The organism is Streptosporangium sp. H16, assembly GCF_051918855.1.
Taxonomy (GTDB): Bacteria; Actinomycetota; Actinomycetes; order Streptosporangiales; family Streptosporangiaceae; genus Streptosporangium.
In genome coordinates this window covers 23153-45124 of sequence record NZ_JBPXMD010000009.1, presented here as the reverse complement: position 1 = coordinate 45124, position 21972 = coordinate 23153, and the positions used below count along the sequence as shown (strand labels likewise).

18 protein-coding genes are annotated in these 21972 nt (G+C 70.9%); 12 read left to right on the top strand and 6 right to left on the bottom strand.

Features of this window, described 5'->3' with window-relative positions; translation table 11 throughout:
- Positions 1-28: 28 nt before the first annotated feature.
- Positions 29-1045, bottom strand: coding sequence for a LacI family DNA-binding transcriptional regulator (locus ACTOQ2_RS17000; RefSeq protein WP_440100512.1), 1017 nt, complete (start codon positions 1043-1045; stop codon positions 29-31).
- 62 nt (positions 1046-1107) lie between these two features.
- Here ACTOQ2_RS17000 and ACTOQ2_RS16995 point away from each other — a divergent pair, with 62 nt between their 5' ends.
- The 4 genes from ACTOQ2_RS16995 to ACTOQ2_RS16980 all read left to right on the top strand — a co-directional run bounded on the left by ACTOQ2_RS16995 (position 1108) and on the right by ACTOQ2_RS16980 (position 5452).
- Complete coding sequence (locus ACTOQ2_RS16995) at positions 1108-2277, top strand: trans-sulfuration enzyme family protein (protein WP_440100511.1); 1170 nt, start codon at positions 1108-1110, stop codon at positions 2275-2277.
- 98 nt (positions 2278-2375) lie between these two features.
- Complete coding sequence (locus tag ACTOQ2_RS16990) at positions 2376-3665, top strand: ABC transporter substrate-binding protein (RefSeq protein WP_440100510.1); 1290 nt, start codon at positions 2376-2378, stop codon at positions 3663-3665.
- Positions 3662-4612 carry a carbohydrate ABC transporter permease gene (locus ACTOQ2_RS16985; protein ID WP_440100509.1) on the top strand — a complete coding sequence of 317 codons (951 nt, stop codon included), beginning with the start codon at positions 3662-3664 and terminating at the stop codon, positions 4610-4612. Before ACTOQ2_RS16990 ends, ACTOQ2_RS16985 begins: the two co-directional genes overlap by 4 nt.
- Positions 4613-4615: 3 nt before the next feature.
- On the top strand, positions 4616-5452 hold the full coding sequence (locus tag ACTOQ2_RS16980) for a carbohydrate ABC transporter permease (protein WP_440100508.1): 837 nt from the start codon (positions 4616-4618) through the stop codon (positions 5450-5452).
- Between the two features lie 67 nt (positions 5453-5519).
- Here the strand turns inward: ACTOQ2_RS16980 and ACTOQ2_RS16975 are convergent, their stop codons facing one another.
- Positions 5520-6323, bottom strand: coding sequence for an SAM-dependent methyltransferase (locus ACTOQ2_RS16975; RefSeq protein ID WP_440100507.1), 804 nt, complete (start codon positions 6321-6323; stop codon positions 5520-5522).
- Positions 6324-6726: 403 nt separating this feature from the next.
- Here ACTOQ2_RS16975 and ACTOQ2_RS16970 point away from each other — a divergent pair, with 403 nt between their 5' ends.
- Entirely contained in the window at positions 6727-7581 is an 855-nt protein-coding gene (locus ACTOQ2_RS16970; RefSeq protein ID WP_440100506.1) for a hypothetical protein, read from the top strand.
- A 343-nt stretch (positions 7582-7924) separates the two neighbouring features.
- Positions 7925-11167, top strand: coding sequence for a penicillin acylase family protein (locus ACTOQ2_RS16965; protein ID WP_440100505.1), 3243 nt, complete (start codon positions 7925-7927; stop codon positions 11165-11167).
- Between the two features lie 46 nt (positions 11168-11213).
- Here the strand turns inward: ACTOQ2_RS16965 and ACTOQ2_RS16960 are convergent, their stop codons facing one another.
- The 3 genes from ACTOQ2_RS16960 to ACTOQ2_RS16950 form a co-directional block, all read right to left on the bottom strand.
- A complete protein-coding gene (locus tag ACTOQ2_RS16960; protein WP_440100504.1) occupies positions 11214-12896 on the bottom strand; it encodes an IucA/IucC family protein in 1683 nt (560 codons plus the stop codon).
- Positions 12893-14695, bottom strand: coding sequence for an IucA/IucC family protein (locus ACTOQ2_RS16955; RefSeq protein ID WP_440100503.1), 1803 nt, complete (start codon positions 14693-14695; stop codon positions 12893-12895). Before ACTOQ2_RS16955 ends, ACTOQ2_RS16960 begins: the two co-directional genes overlap by 4 nt.
- A 104-nt stretch (positions 14696-14799) precedes the next feature.
- Positions 14800-15957, bottom strand: coding sequence for an ATP-grasp domain-containing protein (locus ACTOQ2_RS16950; RefSeq protein ID WP_440100502.1), 1158 nt, complete (start codon positions 15955-15957; stop codon positions 14800-14802).
- 177 nt (positions 15958-16134) lie between these two features.
- Between ACTOQ2_RS16950 and ACTOQ2_RS16945 the strand changes: the two genes are divergently transcribed.
- From ACTOQ2_RS16945 to nudC, 6 genes are all read left to right on the top strand, one after another.
- On the top strand, positions 16135-16584 hold the full coding sequence (locus ACTOQ2_RS16945; protein WP_440100501.1) for a hypothetical protein: 450 nt from the start codon (positions 16135-16137) through the stop codon (positions 16582-16584).
- A gap of 72 nt (positions 16585-16656) precedes the next feature.
- Positions 16657-18045, top strand: a complete 1389-nt coding sequence (locus ACTOQ2_RS16940; protein WP_440100500.1) for a sensor histidine kinase — start codon at positions 16657-16659, stop codon at positions 18043-18045.
- A 90-nt stretch (positions 18046-18135) separates the two neighbouring features.
- Positions 18136-18798, top strand: a complete 663-nt coding sequence (locus ACTOQ2_RS16935) for a response regulator transcription factor (RefSeq protein WP_362837064.1) — start codon at positions 18136-18138, stop codon at positions 18796-18798.
- Between the two features lie 96 nt (positions 18799-18894).
- Complete coding sequence (locus tag ACTOQ2_RS16930; RefSeq protein WP_440100499.1) at positions 18895-19539, top strand: hypothetical protein; 645 nt, start codon at positions 18895-18897, stop codon at positions 19537-19539.
- A gap of 2 nt (positions 19540-19541) precedes the next feature.
- On the top strand, positions 19542-20177 hold the full coding sequence (locus tag ACTOQ2_RS16925; protein WP_440100498.1) for a class F sortase: 636 nt from the start codon (positions 19542-19544) through the stop codon (positions 20175-20177).
- A 341-nt stretch (positions 20178-20518) separates the two neighbouring features.
- Positions 20519-21496: an NAD(+) diphosphatase gene (nudC, locus tag ACTOQ2_RS16920; protein ID WP_440100497.1), complete on the top strand. Its 978-nt coding sequence runs from the start codon at positions 20519-20521 to the stop codon at positions 21494-21496.
- A gap of 190 nt (positions 21497-21686) precedes the next feature.
- Here the strand turns inward: nudC and ACTOQ2_RS16915 are convergent, their stop codons facing one another.
- Positions 21687-21941 carry a glutaredoxin family protein gene (locus ACTOQ2_RS16915; RefSeq protein WP_440100496.1) on the bottom strand — a complete coding sequence of 85 codons (255 nt, stop codon included), beginning with the start codon at positions 21939-21941 and terminating at the stop codon, positions 21687-21689.
- Positions 21942-21972: the final 31 nt, after the last annotated feature.

Genomic DNA, 21972 nt, shown 5'->3' with positions numbered 1-21972 from the left:
CGGCTGGTCCGCCGGGCCCGCGCGGGCGTCACCTCGGTGGCGGCAGCTCTCCCGAACCGCGGACGACGAGCTCGACCGGCACGGTCACCCGCTGCCTCGGGCGCGCGGGATCCCGCAGCCGGTCGAGCAGGAGCTCCACCGCCGCGCTGCCGAGACGGCCGACGTCGTAGCGGACCACGGTGATCCCCGGGTTGAAGACCCCCGCCATCTCGAAGTCGTCGAAGCCGACGAAGGCCGGGCGGGGACCCGGATGGTCGCGCAGGGCCTGGACGAGGCCGAGCGCGGCACGGTTGTTGGTCGCGAAGAACGCGGTCGGCGGGTCGGACAGCGCGAGCAGCCGCCGCACCTCCTGCTCCACCCGCCAGGGGTCGAACACGCCGGTCACGCACAGCGCCGGGTCCGCGGCGACCCCGGCCGCGCGCAGCGCCGCGCGGTGCCCCTCGGCCCGGGCGTGCACCGAGCTCAACGGGTCGTTGTCCGAGATCAGGGCGATCCGCCGGTGGCCGTACGCGAGCAGGTGCTCGGTGGCGATCCGGCCGCCCGCGCCGGCGTCGAGGAGCACGGTGTCCACCTCCGCCATCCCCTCGGGCACGCGGTCGACGAAGACCGCGGTGAGCCCGCTCGCGACGTACTCCGCCAGCCAGGAGTGGTCACCGGCGGTCGGGACGATGACCATGGCGTCCACGCCTCGCCCGTACATCGTCTCGATGATCATTACCTCGCGGTCGGCCCGCTCCTCGTAGCTGCCGAAAACCACCAGGGCCTCGTGCGCCGAGGCGGCCGACTCCACGGCCTTGGCGAGCCGCGAGTAGAACTCGTTGGAGATGTTCTCGATCACCAGACCCAGGGTGAGGACCGAGCCGCCCCGAGCCAGCCGGCTGGCGGCCTCGTTGCGCCGGAACCCCAGCGTCGTGATCGCGTCCTGGACGCGTCGCACCACGTCCTGCCGTACGTGGGGCTCCTGGTTCACCACCCGGGAGACCGTCTTGAGGCTGACTCCCGCGTGGCGCGCGACGTCGGCCATCGTGGTCCTGCGAGGGCTCATTCCCACCCTTTTCCCGGACTGGTCGAGCTGATCTTCCGGAACATGTTGTACCTTGCGCAGTCATGTACGAACACATCGACGACAACTGGATCTGCAGCCGGTACGGCGAGGACGAGCCCTGGATGCTCGGCGCGGTCAACCCGCCGGTCTTCGAGAGCTCCCTGTTCACCTTTCCCACGGCGGGGGCGCTGTCGCAGAGCCTCGCGGCCGAGGACGAGAACTACGTCTACTCGCGCGGCACCAATCCCACGGTGGACCTGCTCCAGCGCAAGCTCGCCGCGCTGGAGCGGGCGGAGCGGGCCAAGTGTTTCGGCTCCGGCATGGGCGCCATCGCCGCGACGATCTCCTCGCTGGTCTCCGCGGGCGACCACGTGATCGTGCTCGGGGCGGTCTACGGTCCGACCACCCAGTTCCTCCGCTATCTGGAGAAGTTCGGGGTGTCGCATACGACGGTGCACACCGATAATCCTGCCGCTCTTGATAGCGCTGTCAAGCCGAAAAGCAGGATGCTCTACCTGGAGTCACCCTCGTACATGCGCTACGGGGTCATCGACATCCGCGCCTTCGCCGAGTGGGCGCGCGGCCGCGGCCTGACCACCGTGATGGACAACACCTGGGCGACGCCGATCTTCCAAAAGCCCCTCACGATGGGGGTCGACCTGGTCGTGCACTCGCTGTCCAAGTACATCGGCGGCCACAGCGACCTCGTCGGCGGCGTCGTGGCGGGTCCCGCGCGCCTGGTCAGGCCGCTGGCGCTGACCGAGTACCAGCTGTACGGCGCCGCGCTGTCGGCCCACGAGGCGAGCAAGGCGATCAAGGGGCTGCGGACCCTGCCGATCCGCATGGCGGCACACCAGGAACGCGGGCTGCGGGTGGCGGAGTTCCTGGTCAAGCACCCCGCGGTCCGGGCGGTCAACCACCCGGGCCTGCCGGGCCATCCGGGGCACGAGCTCGCGAGCACCCAGATGACGGGCTTCTCCAGCGTCTTCAGCGTCGAGTTGGACACCGAGGACGTCGCCGAGGTGGGTCGCTTCGTGGACGCGCTGCGCCACTTCCGCATCGGCGTGTCGTGGGGCGGCTACGAGAGCCTGGTCAACGCGCCGGCGCTCACCACGCTGGACTCCGTGCGCGCGACCATGGAGATCCCGGTGGGTCTGGTCCGCCTCTCGGTGGGGCTGGAGGACCCCGCCACGCTGATCGCCGATCTCGCGAACGCCCTGGAGAAGTCTTGACGGACCACTGAGGGCTCCGTAGCATCCCCGTCATCCAGAGTTGTGACAGCGCTGTCAAAGGCACTGCCCTCCGTTGAGCCAACCCCGTTGGGGAGACCATGAAGACACCCCCCAGGTTCGCCGCCCTGATGGTCGGCGTGCTGACCATGACACTGGCCGCCTGCGGCGCCGACGACGCCGCGGGCACGGTCAGGCTGCGCATGATCGAGAGCCTGACCAGCCCGGACCGCACCAAGCTCCTCAGGAGCCTGATCACCGACTTCGAGCGGCAGAACCCGGGGGTCAAGGTCGAGCTGATCTCGCCGCCCCTGGAGAGCGCCGACCAGAAGATCACCCAGGTGCTGCAGACCAGGAAGGGCGTGGACGTCCTGGAGGTCCGAGACCACACCGCCAAGTCGTTCTCCAACAACGGCTGGCTGGCCGAGCTCCCGACGCAGGGCTGGCCCGGCTGGGGCGAGCTGACCGAGCTCGCCCAGAAGAAGGCCGTCGAGGTGGGCGGCAAGCCGTACCTCATTCCCTACGGCTTCTACGAGAAGGTGCTCTTCTACCGCTCGGACTGGCTGCGCGAGGCCGGCGTCGCACAGCCGCCCGCCACCTGGCAGGAGGTGCACGACACCGCCAAGCGGCTCACCGACAAGGGCAAGCGCCGCTACGGATACTCCTTCCGCGGCGGCAAGGGCGGCTTCGACTACGCCGTCCTGATCGTCAGTGCCTTCAACGGCGACAAGGTGGACCCGGAGAAGTCGTTCTTCCTCAAGGACGGCAAGACGATCTGGTCCACGCCGGAGGCCGCGCAGGCCATGGACCTGTTCGTCCGGCTGTTCAAGGAGGCGTCCCCCGCCGACTCGGTCTCGTGGAGCTTCCCGGAGATGGTGCAGGGCTTCACCTCCAACGTCACCGGCATGCTCATCCAGGACCCCGAAGTGATCAAGACGATCCAGGAGAGCGGCGTGCCCAAGGACGGGTGGAGCGCCGCGCCGATCCCGAAGGGCCCTGGCGGGTACGCGCTGCAGCCCGTCGGGTACGCCGGCTGGGGCGTGACGTCCTTCAGCACGTACAGGAACGAGGCGACCAAGCTCGTCCAGTTCCTCAGCGAGAGCGCGCAGAGCATCAAGTTCGCCAAGGGCAACTCGCTCATCCCGATCGCCAAGGCCGCCGAGCAGGACCCCGAGTTCTCCCAGGGAGCCTGGAAGGCGTACCTGGACGCCCAGCAGGACGACAAGCAGGTGATCACGATCCGGCCGGTCGACTACCCGGGCTGGAGCGAGTGGCAGCAGGCCGCCGACAAGGACATCCAGTCCCTGCTGACCGGCGGCAAGACGGCCGCGGACGTCCTGGCCGCCTGGGACGCGTTCTGGACGGACCAGGCGACGAAGAAGACCTCGTGACGGTGGTCGGGAAGGCGGGGTCGCGCGGGCGGGTCACCGGCGGCACCGGCGGCGCGGCCCGGCCCGTCTTCGACGCCAGGCGGGCCCGCTTCATCGCGCTCTGCCTGCTGCCCGGGGTCGTGTTCGTCGCGGTGTTCACGTACTACCCGATGATCCGGGGCGGCGTGCTCGCGTTCCAGCGCTACAACCTGTTCGACCTGACCTCCACGCCGTTCGTCGGGCTGGAGAACTTCCGCGCCGTCCTCGGCGACGACCAGTTCTGGACCGCGCTGGCCAACACCGGCATCTGGGTGGCCGTGTCCGTGGTGTTCCAGCTCGTGCTCGGCTTCGGCCTCGCCCTGCTGCTGCGCAGACACTTCCGGGGTCGCGGGCTCTACCAGGCGTGGGTCTTCTTCCCCTGGGCCATGTCGGGCTTCCTCATCGGCCTGCTGTGGCGCTGGATGTTCAACGGCGAGTTCGGCGTCGTCAACGACCTGCTGATCAAAACCGGCCTGGCCGACGAGCCGATCCCCTTCCTCTCCTCGCCCGGCTGGGCGATGGCCTCGATCATCATCGCCAACGTCTGGTACGGCGTGACGTTCTTCGCCATCATGATCATCGCGGCGCTCCAGTCGGTGCCCCGCGAGCTGTACGAGGCGGCGGACGTCGACGGCGCCTCCCGCTTCCGGCAGTTCCGCCACGTGACGCTGCCGGCGATCCGGACCACGCTGGTGCTCATCGTCCTGCTGCGGGTCATCTGGATCCTCAACTTTCCCGACCTCATCTACTCGATGACCGGCGGCGGTCCCGCGGGAAGCACGCACATCGCCACGACCTACCTCATCGAGCAGGTGCAGAACGGCGACTACGGCAAGGCCGGCGCGGTGGGGATCTTCGTCCTCGGGCTCCTGCTCTCGTTCAGCATCTTCTACCTCAACGCCACCCGGTTCGAGAAGGCGAGGGACTGACCCGTGAACCGCCCGGCCCCGCTGGCCGCCCGGATCGCGAAGGCCGTGGTCCTCGGCGTCTGGCTGCTGATCACCGTCTTCCCGCTCTACTGGATCCTGATCACCTCGCTGAAGCCCACCTCGGAGATCTTCGCGGTGCCGCTGCGCTATCTCCCCGGCAGCGCCACGCTGGACCACTACCGCGAGCTCTTCTCCTTCGCCTCGTTCGGGACGTATCTCGGCAACAGCCTGATCGTCTCGCTGGTCTCGGCCGCGGTGGTCACCGCGACCGGGGTGCTGGGCGGCTACGTGCTGGCGCGCTTCCACTTCCCGGGGCGCGGGGCGCTCATGCTCGCCTACCTGGTCACCCAGATGATCCCGCTGTTCATCGCGCTGGGCCCGCTGTACCTGATGATGTCCGGGTTCGACCTGCTCAACCGGCTGAGCGGGCTGATGCTCGTCTACGTCGCGATGCTCGTCCCGTTCTCGACGATCATTATGCGCGGCTTCTACGAACGGGTTCCCGCCGCGCTGGAGGAGGCGGCCATGGTCGACGGCTGCTCACGGCTGGCGGCGATGGTGCGCGTGGTGGTGCCCGTCATGCTGCCCGGGATCGCCGCCACCTTCATCTTCGGCTTCGTGCAGTGCTGGAACGAGCTCTTCCTGGCGATCGCCTTCATCGACAGCGAGGAGACCAAGACCATCCCGGTCGCGATGAACTCGTTCATCACGCAGTACGACATCGACTGGGGCCCGATGGCGGCCGCGACGGTGGTCTCGGTCATCCCGACGCTCGTGCTGTTCTCCTTCGCGCGCCGCTACATCGTGGAGGGGCTCACCTCGGGCGCGGTCAAGGGCTGACACCATCGCGCCCACGCGGCCCCGTTCGCCCTCCCGGCACGTCACACGTGCCGGGAGGGCGTGACGGTCAGAGCTTGCGGCCCACCCCGACGTAGCCGATCGAGGTGTTCCGCTTTCCGATCAGGGGCGGATCGACGGGGCGCCAGTCCTGGGGGAACGCCAGGCCGGGCTCGGCCAGCTCGTAGCCGTCGAAGAAGCGGGCGATCTCCTCGCGCGTGCGCAGGTTCAGCGCCTCGGTGGCCCGCTTGTAGACCTCCAGCGCCTCCGGCGTGCTGTCGGCGCTGGGGTCGATCGCGTGGCTGAGAACGAGGTAGCTGCCCGGCGCGCTCGCCTCGCGCAGCCGCTCGACGATCTGGTAGGCGCCCGCGCCGTCGGGGTTCTCTTCCGGGACGAAGTGCAGGATGGCGAGCAGCAGGAACGCCACGGGCCGGTCGAGGTCGACGTGCTCGCGAAGCTCGGCCAGCAGCGTCTCCGGGTCACGCACGTCGGCCTGCACGACGGTGACGTTGTCGCCCTTCCCCAGGATCGCCCGGCTGTGCGCGCACACGACGGGGTCGTAGTCCACGTAGACCACGCTGGTGTCGGGCGCGCTCTCGTGCGCGATCTCGTGCGTGTTGCCCCGCGTGGGCAACCCGGAGCCCAGGTCCACGATCTGCCGGACACCCGATTCGACCAGATGGCGTACGGCACGTGCGAGGAACGCCCGGTTCTCCCGCGCGGAGTCGCGGGTGTCGGGGAAGAGCTTCAGAATCTGCTCGGCCGCGGCCCGGTCGGCGGCGAAGTTGTCCTTGCCGTCCAGGTAGTAGTCGTACATCCGGGCGACGTTGGGCACACTCGGGTCAACCCCGGCCGGCGAAGCCTGATCATCCACGGTTTCTCCAGACTTTCCCACATTTGTCTGGGAGTGATCTTAGAGAGTCTTTCACGTTCTGGCAGCGAGATGAGGCGATCACCGCATTGACCCCCCGTTACCCGGACAGAGGGGGTCGGGGTGTGTGTAGGTCGCCGAATCGGTCACATATGGCGGTAACCAGCGCTGGGCCGGGCTTCTCGAGAGGTCCCTGCGGCGGAAGACGGGCATCGGCGCGCCGACATGGAAACCTCGGGCCGACGGGCCTTCCTGTCCAAGACGCTCGGCGTGACAGCTGGTCCCGTCGGAGCCGCAGTGGCCGGGGCGTATGCCGCGCTGCCGCGCAGGTGTGCGGGGAGAGGTCTCGCCAGGCAGCCCTTATGATCACCGGGTGGTTTTACCGAGGATCGCGACGGTCGTCTTGATGCTTGCCCTGACGGCCGGCTGCGGAGGCGGCGAGGCGGTCGCGGCGGGAACGCCCGCCGAGGCGGTGACCCAGCGGATGAAGGGCTCGACCGGTGTGAAGGTCGCCAGGCTCGTCCGCCTGGACTACGGCGAGAGAGTGTTCACCCCTCCGGCGGAGGACGACTTCGTCGTGCCGGTCGACATCGGCGAATACAGCGAGAGCCGTACCACCGGCGTCCTCGGCGCGACCGCCTCCGACCTGACCACGACCTACTACCGGACCAACGTCCCCGATGAGCTGAAAAGCGTTGTCCCGACCGACCTGTCCTTCATGACGACCAGGACGATCACGATCGCGGGCTCCGGCACCTACAGACACCGGGCTGACTGGCAGGACGTTCCCGCGGGCAAGTCCTGGCTTCACAGCCGCAGCTCCGAGTGCGAGCAGTTGTCGCGCGCCATCGGCTCACTCGGCGTACGCGACCTCGTCTCACCCGAGGTGCTGCGAAAACTGGCGGCCCCGGTCCCCTCGTCAGGGGAGGCCATCGACGGAGTCGCCACCGTCGTGCACGCCGGGAGCGGCTCGCTGGGAGAGTTCGGCGACGCGACTTTGCATGACGACCCCGTGGTCGTCGCCCGGTTGCGCGAGTGGCGCGACTTGCCGCAGGTCTCCTGGCGGTTGTGGGTCGGACCGGACCGGCTTCCCCGTCGGGTGCACCTCACCTCGACCTACCCCATGGCTGAGAACGACCAGCCCGAGAGCACCGTGATCGAGGTCGACTTCACCGACTGGGGCAGCGATGTGCTCGTCGACCCCCCACCGCCGGACCAGGCGCACGAGACCGGGACCTGTCTGGACCCGGAGCCACACTGAGCCGTGGGAGGTCCGGCCTCGGCAGCGGCTCGTGGGACATTAACTCGGGGACGGCATGCCCGCAGCGTCGCCGAGATCCGGCCGCTGAGGTGTCGTTCCCGTCGAAGCCGAGGGAGACGGCAAGACGGTGTGGGCCGCGTGGGAGGTTTCCCGCTCCGGGACCGCCGTCGGTTGTGCGGACCTGACCCCGGCCTCCCGGCTCCACGAGAGGGTCGACCGGCCCCTCTGACAACGAGTCACAAGTGGTACGGGCGATTATCACAGCGGCCATTGATTCGGTGTTGGGCGGAACGTATGTTCCTCTCACCATCCGAGTACGCCTCATGTTTAGGGGACCCTCCTAATGCATGCACGTCTCCGGCGGGTGATCACGATGGCCTCCGGGTTGTCGCTGGTCCTCGCACTGGCATCCCCCGTCGTGCCCGCATCCGCCACCGCGTCCGAAACCGTGTCCGAAACCGCGTCCAGAACCACGGCGGCGGCCGTTCTCCCTCCCGACGACTACTGCCTCGGCGAGTGCTCCGACATCCTGCCCCCGGGGCAGAACGGCAACGCCACCCTGGCCGGGATCCTCGCCCACCAGACCCTGGGCACCAAGCCGAGACACAGCGACGACCAGCTCGGCAGGTACGCGAACCTCCTGTCCGGCTACACCGGCCTGACCAACGACCAGATCGCCGACTTCTTCAACGACGCCTCGTTCGGCGTCCCCGCGGGACAGGTGGAGAGCACCACGAGCCCGCGATCGGACGTGACGATCGTCCGCGACAGGGCGACCGGTGTCCCGCACATCACCGGGACGACCCGCGAGGGCACGATGTTCGGCGCCGGGTACGCGGGCGCGCAGGACCGCCTGTGGGTGATGGACCTGATGCGGCACGTGGGCCGCGGCGAGCTCACCCCGTTCGCCGGCGGCGCGCCGGGCAACCGGGCGCTGGAGCAGAGCGCGTGGCGCAACTCCCCCTACACCGAGGCGGACCTCCAGGCGCAGATCAACAGGGTCAGGGACTCCGGCCCCCGGGGCGCGCAGCTCTACACCGACGTGCAGAACTACATCGCCGGTGTCAACGCCTACATCGACCGTTGCATGGCGGACCGCAACTGCCCCGGCGAGTACGTCCTGACCGGGCACCTCGACGCGATCACCAACGCGGGCAGTCCGGTGGACTTCACCATGACCGACCTCGTCGCGATCTCCGGCGTGATCGGCGGCCTGTTCGGCGGCGGCGGCGGGGCGGAGATGCAGTCCGCGCTGGTGCGGGTCGCGGCCCGCGCCAAGTACGGCACGGCGGCCGGCGACCAGGTCTGGGCGGCGTTCCGGGCGCAGAACGACCCGGAGACGACGCTCACCCTGCACGACGGCCAGAGCTTCCCGTTCGGCGACGCGCCCGCCGGAGCCACCGGGGTCGTCCTCCCCGACCCGTCGACGGCGCCCGTCGACATCACCGCGAACGAGACCGGCTCCGCCACCTCGGCCGCCACCTCCTCGGCCACGGCCGAGGAGGGCGTGCTCGACGGACTGCTCGTCGACAACTCCAAGCCCGGCATGTCCAACGCCGTGGTGGTCTCGGCGGCCAAGTCGTCGACCGGGAACCCGGTCGCGGTGTTCGGCCCGCAGACGGGCTACTTCGCCCCCCAGCTGCTCATGCTGCAGGAGCTCTCCGGACCCGGCATCCGGGCGCGCGGCGCCGCCTTCGCCGGGCTCAACCTCTACGTGCTGCTCGGCCGGGGCACCGACTACGCCTGGAGCGCGACCTCCAGCGGCCAGGACCTCACCGACACCTACGCCCTCCAGCTCTGCGAGCCCGGCGGCGGCGCGGTCACCGCGGCGTCCAACCACTACCTCTACCGGGGCGTCTGCACGGAGATGGAGACGCTGAGGAAGACCAACTCGTGGAAGCCAACCGTGGCCGACTCCACCGCGCGCGGCTCCTACGACCTCGTCATCCAGCGCACGAAGTACGGCCTGGTGAGCTGGCGCGGCACCGTCGGCGGGCAGCCCACCGCCTTCACCACGCTGCGGTCGACGTACCACCACGAGGTCGACTCGGCGATCGGCTTCCAGATGTTCAACGACCCGGCCCAGATGGGCGACCCGGCGGCGTTCACGAACTCGGCCTCCACCATCGGCTTCGCGTTCAACTGGTTCTACGTCAACTCCAGGGACTCGGCGTACTTCATGTCGGGCAACACCCCGGTCAGGTCCGCGGTGTCCGACCCGAACCTGCCGATGACGGCCGACGCGGCCCACGAGTGGGCGGGCTACGACCCGGCCGCCAACACCGCGACCTACACGGCCCCCGCCACCCACCCGCAGGCGGTGAACCAGGACTACTTCGTCAGCTGGAACAACAAGCAGGCCAAGGACTACGGCGCCGCGGACGGCAACTTCAGCTTCGGGCCGGTTCACCGGGCCGACCTGCTGGACGCCCCGATCAAGGCGGCCCTGTCGGGAGGCGGCAAGCTCGACCGGGCGGGCACCACGAAGATCATGGCCGACGCCGCCGTGACCGACCTGCGCGGCAAGAAGGTCCTGCCCGACCTGCTCCGGGTGATCAACAGCGCGGCGGTGACCGACCCGGCCCTCGCCTCGGCGGTCGCCAAGCTGTCGGCCTGGACGTCGGCGGGCTCGCGGAGGCTGGAGACCTCGCAGGGCAGCAAGGCGTACGCCCACGCCGAGGCGATCCGCGCGTTCGACGCGTGGTGGCCCAAGCTCGTCCGCGCGCAGTTCAGGCCCGGGCTGGGCGACGGCCTCTACCAGTCGGTGGTCAACGCCATCCAGATCAACGAGTCACCCTCCGGACACCAGCAGGGCGACCTGTCCACCCTGCCCACCTCCGCGAACGAGGCCCAGGCGCACAAGGGGTCGGCGTTCCAGTACGGCTGGTGGGGCTACGTGAGCAAGGACGTCAGGAGCGTGCTCGGCGACCCGGTCTCCGGGCCGCTGCCCGCCAGGTACTGCGGGAACGGCACGGTGGCCGGCTGCCGTACCGTGCTGCTGGAGAGCCTGGCGGCGGCGCTCGCCGAGCCCGCGACCACGACCTACCCGGCAGACAACGTGTGCTCGGCGGGCGACCAGTGGTGCTCCGACGCCGTCGAGCACTCACCGCTCGGCGGGATCACGCACTCGCTGATCTCCTGGCAGAACCGGCCGACCTACCAGCAGGTCGTGTCGTTCCCCGCCCACCGGGGCGAGGCGATCGCCAACGTGGCGGAGGGCAAGAGCGCCAGGGCGTCGAGCACCCAGCTGTTCTACCCGGCGAGCAGGGCGGTCGACGGCGACCCCACCACCCGCTGGTCGAGCTCCTCCAGCGACAACCAGTATCTCCAGGTCGACCTCGGGACGGCCACGACCGTCTCCAGGGTCCTGCTGCGCTGGGAGGCGGCCTACGGGGCCGCGTACTCGATCCAGACCTCGGCCGACGGCTCCACCTGGACCACCGTCCACTCCACCACCACAGGAAACGGCGGGGTGGACAACGTGAGGTTCGCCCCGACCAGTGCCCGCTACGTCCGCATGCAGGGCGTCACGCGCGGCACGTCGTACGGCTACTCCCTCTATGAGCTGGAGGTCTATCCCCGCTGACACGGAGGGCGGGGAGGGCGGTGACCGCCGCCGCCCTCCCCGCCGCTCAGGCCGTGGCCAGCGGGTTGGCGACCGTCACGTACCCCGCGGAGCGGTCCGCCGAGCGCGCCCACCGGACCGACAGGTTGGCCTTGGCCGGCAGCGGTGCCCCCGACAGCAGGTCCGACAGCGGCCGGGGCCATCCGCGCGACGCCGCGTACCCCGCCAGCACCTCCCCGGCCACCGCCCACAGCTCCCGCGTGGACCCTGTCCCCGCGAGGGAGGCGGCGATCTCGACGAGGTGGTTGACCATCAGGCAGTAGACCACCCGGTTCCAGCCGGAGGCCGCGTCGTAGGTGAGCGCCTCGGCGACCCGGCCGGGCAACCCGGACAGGTCGTGCCGCCCGGCGACGAGCTTCGTGCCCTCCAGGTCGCGGAAGACGGCCTCCACGGGCAGCCCCTCCGCGTCCACGCCGATCAGGACGTTCTGCAGGTGGGGTTCCAGCACCACGCCGTGGCAGAGGTAGGCGTCGAGCACCGGCGGCGCCACGCGTTCCACGTACGCCCGCCACCAGCGCACCGGATCGGCCACCGGCCACCCGGCCATGGTCGGCGCGCCGCCCGGTGCCGGATCCGCCGGGCGGCAGGGGGCCGGCACGTCGCCTGCCACCGCGCCGGCCCCCTGCCGCCCGGCGGCCAGCGCCCCGCTCAGCAGCGGGGTCACCCCCGGCCTGCAGACCGACCACGGGCTCATCCGGACGATCACGCCGAGCCCTTCCAGCAGCCGGGTGCCCAGCTCCGCGGAGCGGTAGCCCGGTTCCGGCAGCCAGCGGGTGCCGGGGAAGGCGGCCGCCAGGTCGAGGAACACCGGTTCGAGGCGACGGCTCAGCTCGACCGCGCCCGCCAGCTCGTACCAGGAGTTCTTCCGCACGCAGTTGGTGATCCGCACGTCCAGGCTGAACTTCAGGCACCGGTCGATCAGCGGCTCGTAGACCGTGCGGACCGACGACGTGGGAACCGCCGTCCGGGAGCTGTCGCCCAGGTCGACCAGACGGCCGTCGGCCAGCGGCGCGGCCAGGTCCGCCGCGAGCAGTTCCAGCTGCCACGGGTGCGCGGGCAGCAGCGAGTAGCCGGACGGCGCCTGGCCGAGCTCGTCGAGCGCGCCGGTGTCGCCCGCCTCGGCCAGCACGTCGTCCCTGACCCCGAGCAGCCGCAGCGGGAAACTCGCGTGCGCCTCGGGCGCGTAGCGCAGCCAGCCCTCGCCGCCGCGCGCCTTCGGGCTGGGATGGAACGGGTGCCCGAAGACCAGCGCCTGCTCCGAGGCCAGCCACGGGTCGGCGGGCGGCGGGACCTCCCGCCGGGCCGAGATCAGCGTCGCCAGGGCGTCCCTGCTCGCGGCCACCTGGGCGCCGAACTCGTCGTTGCCCTCGCCCTCGCCCTCGCCCTCACCCTCACCGTCACTCTCGCCGAGCTCGGCCTCCACCAGCCGGACGAGCAGGTCCGCCGAGAGCGGCTGCCAGGAGTCGTTCTCCAGCCACTCGGGCCGCCCTTCGAAGCGCAGCGCGAGCCCGCCGTGCGTACGCGCCCGCAGGCGGGTGCCCGCGACGCGCAGCAGCACGTACGGTTCCTCGTACCCGACCTGCCCGCGAGGTCCCGCGATCTCCCTTACGCAACAGCGCAGCAGCGCCGACACCGAGGCCTCCTCGGCGATGGCGACGGCGGCGGGTGAGTCGAGGGCGAGGCTCGTCATGTCGTCCTTTGCGTGATCTGGGAGGGCTGGCGGAGATAGTTCGGCCCGCTCGTGCCGTAGAACTTGTTCACGTCCCGCGCACCGGTGCGCGCCTTGTCCACCAGGGTTCCGGCGGTGATCATCGACTTGCCGACGAGCCGGGCGGCGTCGAGGGTCCTGGCCCGCAACAGCCTGGCCATCGGATCCTCCCCGTACTCGTCGAGCGCTTCGGCGAGCGTGCCGCGGACCAGCTCGGAGGCGGCCGGCGGCGGCAGCGCGCCGAACGTCACGGCGGCGGCGGCCAGGTGCAGGGTGATGGTCACGAATACGTCGGCGAGCGCGTGCGGGTCGTCGGTGAACATCCGCGCGTCGGCGAGGTCCGGCACCGCGATCCCCGCGTCCCTCAGCCTGTCGGGCGAGGTCAGCAGGCCGTCGTTGTCCTTGACGAGCAGCCGTACGACCCCCTCGCCCGTGGCGCCGCCACCCGTGGCCTCCCCACCGCCGAACACCAGCGAGAGGTTCTGCTGGTGGGCCTCCAGCGCCGTGCCGTACCTGACGAAGAGCCGCACGTGGAAGCGGAACAGCACCCGCAGGTACCGGCCGAGCAGCCGGGCGACGTCCCCGCCGGACCATCTTCCCGCGAGCTCCTCCACGACCAGCCCGCCCCCCGGCAGCGGCGCCGTCAGCGCCGCGACCGGGACGACCTCCCCCGCGGGGTGGCGGCGCAGGAGCCAGCCCAGGTACTCGTGCCCGGCGTGCCCGTACGTCTGCTCGTCGGCCAGGAGCACCTCCGGATCGGGCATGGCCCGCAGGAGCAGCTCGGCCCGCGCCCCGTCGGCGAGCGTGTCCGGTTTGAGCGACCTCCGGTTGCGCAGCCCGAGGGTGCTGGTGGTCAGCGGCAGCTTCAGGTGCGTGCCCGGGGCGATCTCGACCGTGCGCATCGACAGCGTGGGCCTGACCTCCAGGCGCGCCAGCGGGGCCACGACCGTCCCCGGGATCTCCTCGACCGCGGGGACCGTCAGCGGGTGCACGGGGAACAGCACGTGGGTCTCCGCGAGCTCCGCGGCCAGGCCGACGGCGGGGAATCCGGGCGCCCCAGGCATCTCCGCCCCGGTGAGCCGCTCCCGTGGCACCGCGGCCCAGCGCAGCTCGAAGGATGGCGCGAACTCCGGCGCGTACGCGGTCAGCGCCTCGTCGGACAGGCCGATCCGGCACCGGGCCGTCGGGTAGACGGGGTGATCGACGAACGCGGCCAGCGTCTCGTACCACATGCCGTCGCGTCCGCTCCCGCCGCCCGCCGTGCGCGCGGTCCCGTTTCCCGCCGCATGTTCGCTCCCGCCCGCCGTATGTTCGCTCCCGCCGCCCGCGGCGGGCCCGATTCCGTTTTCCGCCGTATGCCCGCTTTTCTGGCCCTGGTCCGGCGTACGCGTGAGGCCGGGGCGAGCGGCGGCGATGGTGGCGTCCAGCCTGGCGAGCACCTCCTCGCGGTGGACGTCGTGAAGGTCGAGGGCGCGCAGCGCCTCGCGGCACTCCGTGACGAACGACTCGACCCCGGCGGCGTCGGCGGGAGCGGAGATCTCCCGCAGGGTGCTCAGGACCTCTTCCAGGCGCAGTGCCTCCTCCGGGGCCGCCACGAAGTCCTGGAACAGCGAACCGGGGGTCAGCCGGACCCGCCTGCCCCCGGGCAGGACCAGCGCGACGCCGTCCTTGCCGCGGGTCACCCGCCCGGCCAGGCCGCCGTAGTCCTCGCGCAGGAGCGCGTTCAGCACCCGGGTGGCGAGGTATCGTTCCCGCCCGCTCACGGGGCCTGCGCCGCTCACGCGGTCACTCGCGGATCCCCGGGTCACGCGGTCGCCCGCGGGTCCCCGGCTCACGCGGTCGCCCGTGGAACCCCGGTTCACGCGGTCGCCCGTGGACTCCCGGCTCATGCGATCACCCACGGGTTCTCCCCGGTGAAGGCCGCGACGGCCGCGTCCACGCGTGCCCGGTCGGGCCCGATCGCGCGGACGATGCCCATGTAGTCGCGGTTGGTGTTGCTCAGGTCGATCCGGTCACCCACGGCGCGCAGCGGCCGGTGCCAGATCCGGACCGGATCGCCGGGCGCGGGGACGATCGTTCCGGGAGACCTCACCACGGTCCCCGGGCGGTCGGCGACCAGGCTCAGCGCGGTCGCGTGCCCCTCCGCCCGGCCGGGGAGCTTCGGTTCGGCCCCGAGATGCACCCTGAGAACGAGTTCGAACAGGGGCGCGTCCAGCATGCTCGCCAGCAGGAAGTCGCAGTGGTCGCCGATCACCCGGTAGTTGACCTCGACGATCCGCGGCCCGGCCGGGGTCATTACGTACTCGGTGTGGCAGGCCCCGAACCCCACCCGCAGCGCCTCCAGCGCCCGCAGCACGTGGTCCCGGCCGGGAGGCGGCTCCCAGTCGAGCCTTTCCTCCACGAAGTGCGGCAGCGGCCCCAGAGTGGTGCGGAAACCGCCGAGCACCCTGATCCGCTCGCCGTCGCCGAGCGTCTCCATCGTGTGCAACGGCCCGTCGAGATACTCCTCCACGACCAGTGTCTCTCCCGGCCGCCTGTCCCTGATGGCCGCGACGGCCGTCGCGAGCTCGCCCGTGTCGCGGACCAGCACGACGTCCTCGCTGGCCACGCCCTCACGCGGCTTCACGACCGCGGGGAACGGCATGCCGGCGGGCGGTGGGTCGGCCGGTGCCAGCCGCGCGGAGCGAACGGTCTCGACTCCGGCGGCGGCCAGTCGCCGCCGGGTGAGCGCCTTGTTCTTGGTGTCGACGCAGGCCCGCCAGTCCTTGCCGGGAAGACCGAAGTAGGCGGCGGCGAGCGCCGTCTCCGCCTGGATGTGGTCGGAGTTCGAGAAGATCGCGTCCGGGACGCGGTGGTGCGCGACGGCGTCGATCACGGCCCGCGCGTCGCGCACGTCGCAGCGGAGTACCTCCGCCCCGGAGTCGCGGTACCGCTCGGGGCGGTCGGTGAGGATCGTGACCTCACAGCCGAGCGCGCGTGCCGCCGGGAGGAAGCCGTCGGTGACCGAGTCGGTCGGCTTGAGCGCGGTGAGGTAAAGCCGCAATGCAGGGACCCCCGATATCAGGCAAGGCTAACCTAACTCGGTGATCCTAGCCTGAGGCCGATCAGCACGCGGAGGCGATCGGCCTATTGACAGTACATGTCCGTGTCGTCCGATGATGAGAGTCTTCTCATCTCCATCCCAGCCTGATCTCCTATGGCGGCGCCTAGCGTGGACGCCATGAGCCGCAGGACATCAACCGTCAGCATGGTGATCGGGATACTCGTCACCGCGGTCGCGATGTTCTCGGTCGTGGTGCTGGTCCAAGGCAGTCCGGGCAGCCTCGGGGAGGCCGTCGTGGTCGACAGGGAACGGGGCGGGGAGACGGCCGGGACGGGCACCGCGCAGCCGCGGCCGGCCGGAGGCTCCACGGCACCGGCCGGCCCGGGAGCCTCGGACGACTCCGGGGCACCCGGCGACCCGGAGGCGCGGGACGACCGGACGCCCCCGGGGTCCGCGACCTCCGGCGAGCCCGGCGCGTCCCGCCTGGCCGGAAGGGAGCGGGCCGAACGGGTGCAGCCCCCACCGCCACCGCGAGGCGGGGGAGACGACGACGATGACGGTGGCGATGACGGCGGCGACGATGACGGCGGCGACGATGACGGCGGCGACGATGACGGCGACGACTGAGACAGCGACGAGTGGGACGGCGACCGGGACGGTGACGGCCGGAACGGCGGCGGCAGAGGCGACGGCCGGGCGGTGAGCGCGCGGACCCGCATCGTGGGTTGGACGCTCGCGGTCGTCGCCCTCGCCCTGAGCGTCTCGGTGTTCGCCACCTGGACCATCCTGCTGGTCAGGCTCGAGGACCGGGTGAACGCCGAGCTGGCCAACGAGGTGGAGAAACTCCACTGGTACGCGAAGAACTCGACCGCCTCCCCGCCGGAGCTGCTCCAGGAGTACCTGAAGGTCAACGCGCCCGACCGCCACGAGACCTTCTTCGTGATCCTCGACGGGAAGGTCCGCTGGCGTACGTACGCGGAACCCCCGGCAGTGCTGGACACCGACCGGACGCTGGTGGCGCGGATGGCCGCCGCGACCGAACCCACCTGGGACTGGGCCCACAGCACCGCCGGGCTCGTCCGCTGGGCGGTCGCACCCGTGATCGCCGACGGCGAGGTCGAGGGCGCCTTCGTGGCCATCGTCTTCTACGACCTCGAACGCCGCGAGGTCGTCGAGGCGGTACGCGTGCTGGGTCTCACCGCGCTGGCGGCGCTCCTCCTGGCCGGGGCGGGCGGATGGTTCGTCGCGGGAAGGGTCCTCGCCCCCGTGCGGCTGGTCCGCCGGACGGCGGAGCGGATCGGCGGCTCCGGCGATCTCAGCCGGCGCCTCACCGTCTCCGGCGACGACGACGTCTCGGCGCTGGCCGCGACCTTCAACCACATGCTCGACCGGCTGGAACGCGCCTTCGCCGTGCAGCGCGACTTCCTCGACGACGCCGGGCACGAGCTGCGCACCCCGATCACGGTCGTCCGCGGCCACCTCGAACTCATGGGCGACGATCCCGAGGAGCGGGCCGCCACCCTGGCCCTGGTCACCGACGAGCTGGGACGGATGAACAGGATCGTCGACGATCTGATCATGCTCGCCAGGTCGGAGCAGCCGGGCTTCCTCACCCTCGGGGAGGTCGAGCTCGCCGATCTCACCGTCGAGGTCGTGGCCAAGGCCCGCGCCCTGGGAGAGCGTCGCTGGCGGGTGGACGAGGTGGCCGAGGAACAGGTCACGGCCGACCGGCAGCGTCTCACCCAGGCGCTGATCCAGCTCGTGGCGAACGCCGTGCGGCACACCGGTCCAGGCGACCTGATCGCGGTCGGTTCCGCCGTACGGGAGGGCAGGGTGGAACTGTGGGTGCGCGACACCGGTCCCGGCGTGCCCGCCCAGGATCGCGAACGGATCTTCAACCGCTTCGTCCGAGGTGCGAGCCGCACCGGGTCGCACGACGGCGCGGGGCTCGGTCTCGCCATCGTCCGCTCCATCGCCGAGGCGCACCGGGGCACCGCGCGGGTCCGCGCGGCCGACGAGGGCGGGGCGCTCTTCCTGATCTCCTTCCCGTACGAGGAGATCCCCGTGACGCTCTCGTACGAGCACTGATGTCCCCGTACGAGGAGAACCCCGATGTCCTGCCACGCCGCACGGTGTGGAAGGCGCGACCGTGACAGTCCCCCGAGGGAGGAGCCGAGGGTGAACCGCATCCTGATAGCCGAGGACGAGGGCCGGATCGCGTCCTTCCTGGAGAAGGGCCTGAGAGGCAACGGGTTCACGACCACCGTCGTCGCGGACGGTGTCGCGGCGTACGAGTACGCCCGTGCCGGTCGCTTCGACCTGATGATCCTGGACATCGGGCTTCCGCTGAGCGACGGCTTCACGGTCCTGCGACGGCTCCGGCAGGAGATGGCGACCATCCCCGTGATCATCCTCACCGCCCGCGACAGCGTCGCCGACACCGTCGCGGGTCTTGAGGGCGGGGCCGACGACTACCTCGCCAAGCCCTTCTCCTTCGAGGAACTGCTGGCACGGGTACGGCTCCGCCTGCGCCCTGAGCGCGTCCCGGAGACGACCGTCCTGCGCGTCGGCGACCTCGCCCTGGACCTGCGGACCCGGCGGGCTCACGTGGGCGAGCGCTCCGTCGACCTGTCCACCCGCGAGTTCGCCCTCGCGGAGATCTTCTGCCGCCACCCCGACCAGGTTCTCACCCGCCAGCAGTTGCTCAGCCACGTGTGGGGGTTCGACTTCGACCCCGGCTCGAACGTGGTGGACGTCTACGTCCGCTACCTGCGCCGCAAGCTGGGAAACCAGCGGATCGAGACCGTCAGGGGGTCCGGCTACCGCCTGCGGGTCCGGTGAGAGTCCTCTCATCCCGCGCTCATGATGGGTCCACCGGCCACCGGAAATCTGGAGTCATCCGCACAGAAGGTGCGGAACGACTTTCAGGAGGGCCAGATGAGCCTGGTACTACGGCGGACCCTGCTCGCCATCGCGATCACCCTCGGACTCGGGCCCACCGGCGTCCTCACCGGTATCCCGGCGGCCCAGGCATCCGCGTTCCCGGCTCCGCCCACGGCGGTTGCCAACGTCGCGGACGATGACGATGATGACGACAGAGGCGGTGATGACGACGACGGCGGTGACGACGACCGCGACGACCGGGATGACCGCGACGGCGGCGATGACGGCGATGACGGCGATGACAAGGACGACCGGCGAGCCGGACCCGCCGACGACCGGGACGACGACCTCCCCCGGGGCGGCGTGGAAACCGGCCAGGGCAGCACGTCGCGCGATGACGATGACGACGACGATGACCGGGCGCCCGCGGGTGGGGTGGACACGGGCCAGGGCGGCGCCTCGCGCGATGACGATGACGACGACCGGGCTCCGGCCGGTGGTGTGGACACCGGTCAGGGTGGTGCGTCGCGCGATGACGATGACGATGACCGGGCTCCGGCCGGTGGGGTGGAGACCGGGTTCGGCGGGACGGCCGAGAAGGAGGGCGTGCCGCTCTGGGTGCCGGCGGGACTGGCCGGTGCCGGGCTGCTGGCGGGTGGCGGCTTCTGGTTCAGCCGCCGATTCACCTCGGGGAGCTGACCGTGCGGACTCCCGGTGCCCTCGTGGCCGCTCTCTCCACTCTCTCCGCCCTCGTGGCCATGACCGCGTGCTCCACCGAGGTCGCCGCGCACAGCGCCTCCACAGCCTCCACAGCCTCCACAGCCTCCACAGCCTCCACAGCCTCCGAAGCTTCCACGGTCTTCACCGCCGCCCAGGTCGTACGACCTCCGGCCAGGGGTGAGGTCGCCAACCCGGTGCGGCTCCGCGTCCCGGCGATCGGGGTCTCCACCGCGGTGATCGCGCTGAAACTGGACGCGAGGAACAAGCTGGTCGCTCCGGTGCGCTTCGACAGGGTGGGCTGGAACAAGGCCGGTCCCGAGCCCGGCGAGGCCGGTGCGGCGGTCATCGCCGGGCACGTGGACTCCAGGACGGGACCCGCTGTCTTCCACCGGCTCGGGAAACTCCGCCCGGGACACCGCGTCCACGTCGACAGGGCCGACGGAAGCACGGTGACGTTCACCGTCCGGCGCCTGGCCCGCTTCCCGAAGAGCCGGATCCCCGACAGGCAGGTGTACGGCTCCGCCAAGGGAGCCGAGCTGAGGCTCATCACCTGCGGCGGGACCTTCGACCGCGAGCGGCGCAGCTACCGTGACAACGTGATCGTGTTCGCGAGCTGACGGCTCGGCGCCACGGGGACGGCCGGGTGGAGCGTGCCACGAGAGGCGCGGGTATCGGGAGAGAGGTCCCGGTGCCCGCGCCCGCGTCGTGTTCCCCTCCCCGGATCCCCGGTCGCACCTCGGGCTCGTGCCGGAGGAGCCCGGAAGAAGCCGTGAGAGCCCGGGGAACCCCGGACCGCGGGAAGCGGGGACGGAGAGGGGGAGGGAGGAGAGAGGGAGGAGGGAAAAGCCGGTGATGTGCTGGAACGCGTACCGCCCGCTCCCGCCCGTACGCCGGGAAGGGCGGAGAGGGCCCCGCCCGGCGACATAGTATGTGCACTCGGTTGGGGAGGCGGAACAGCGTGGAGATCACGGCACAAGAAGGACTGTTGGGGCCGCTGCTGCTCGCGCGCAGTGCCATCGACCGGTCGGCGATGCTTCGCGGCGACGCCGAATGGCTCGAAAGGACCTGGGCGGACGCCGCGACCAGGGTCGTGGTCGTCGACGACGGGCAGGCGCTGGTCCGGCGCAGTGGCGGAGAGGTCAAACTGGTCCTGCTGCCCACGGCCGACGCGCCGGAGGGGGAGCGCTACCTGCTCGGTGTCGACGCCGAGGGCGTCGCCTACTTCGCCGTGGCCGCTCCGCTGGCCGACAGCGTCCACAACGGTTCCTTCAACCGGATCCTCTCCCCGCTGGCGCCCTCGGAGCTGGCGGAGGACCAGACCCTCACCGCGGGGCTCCGACAGGTGGGATCGTTGCTGGGCGACCTGGACGCCGGGCTGCTGGTGTACGCGGTCGCCCTGGACGCCTGGCACTCCACCCACGAGTTCTGCCCCCGGTGCGGGAGCGGCACCGAGGTGCGCGCGGGCGGGCACGTGCGCGTCTGCCCCAAGGACGGCAGCCAGCACTTCCCCAGGGTCGACCCCGCGGTGATCATGCTGATCCACGACGACGATGACAGGTGCCTGCTGGCCAGGGGACCGCAGTGGCCGGAGGGGCGGCTGTCGGTGCTGGCCGGGTTCGTCGAGCCGGGCGAGTCGCTGGAGCACGCCGTGGCGCGCGAGGTGGCCGAGGAGGTCGGTGTGCGCGTCGCCGAGCCACGCTACATGGGCAGCCAGCCCTGGCCGTTCCCGCGCAGCCTGATGCTCGGCTTCTTCGCGCGGGCCACGTCGACGGAGTTCGTCCTCGACCCCGAGGAGATCGCCGAGGCCCACTGGTTCAGCCGCGCCGAGCTACTGGCCGCGACGGAGAGCGGCGAGGTGCGCCTGCCGTCCGAGGTGTCGATCGCCCGCAGGCTCATCGAGACCTGGTACGGCGAACCGCTGACCGGCGGCTGGTGACCCCGCCCGCCGCGGAAAGGCCTCGTCACCGACCGGCGGCCGGCGGGCCGTCCTGAGCGAGGCCGTCCCGAGTGAGGCCGTCCGGGGAAGATCGTCCGGGGAAGATCGTCCGGATGGAGGCCGTCCCGGCAGACGGGAGCCCCGGTGTCCGTGGAGACGGAACCGGGGCTCGGGTGTCCCGGGGGAGCGGCTACACGCCCGCGCCCGCCAGGATGCGCTTGAGTTCGATCACCGAGGGGTTGGTCCTGACGATCCGGCCGGTGGGGGAGTCGACAACGACGGTGGGTACGACCTGGTTACCGTTGTTGACGCTCATGACGAACGTGGCGGCGTCCGGGTTGCTCTCGATGTCGACCTCTTTGTAGGAGATCCCCTCGCGGCTGAGCTGGCTCTTCAGTCGCTTGCAGGGGCCGCACCAGGTTGTGGTGTACACAGTCAGCGCCATGTCGTGAGAAATCCCCTCATGTGATGTCCGG